The 238-nt window shown below is 59.2% G+C and carries 1 protein-coding gene; it reads left to right on the plus strand.

The annotated features are described in order from the left end of the window. Nucleotides 1–238 (plus strand): hypothetical protein (locus P9254_RS28940; RefSeq protein ID WP_278103934.1); only part of this gene is annotated, 238 nt, incomplete at both ends.

Consider the following 238-nt stretch of genomic DNA (forward strand, 5'->3'; position numbering starts at 1 on the left):
TCTCGACGGCACCTACCGTTCGCCAGCGTCAACGCCGAATGATAGCCAGTGGGTCAACATTCCCGCTGCAGCGGCCGGCACGAGCGACACGCGCACAGTCATCGCGGCAGTCAATCCGAGGCTGGCGATCTTCACCGACAACAACGGTTCAGGCGTTTACAGCACCAACCCTTGTTACATCCTGCGCGTCGCGGCCAATTACGTCACGATCCGAGGATTGAAGTTCTCTGACTTAGGC

Origin of the sequence: Mesorhizobium sp. WSM4983 (assembly GCF_029625765.1) — a bacterium.
In the GTDB taxonomy this organism is placed as follows: Bacteria; Pseudomonadota; Alphaproteobacteria; order Rhizobiales; family Rhizobiaceae; genus Mesorhizobium.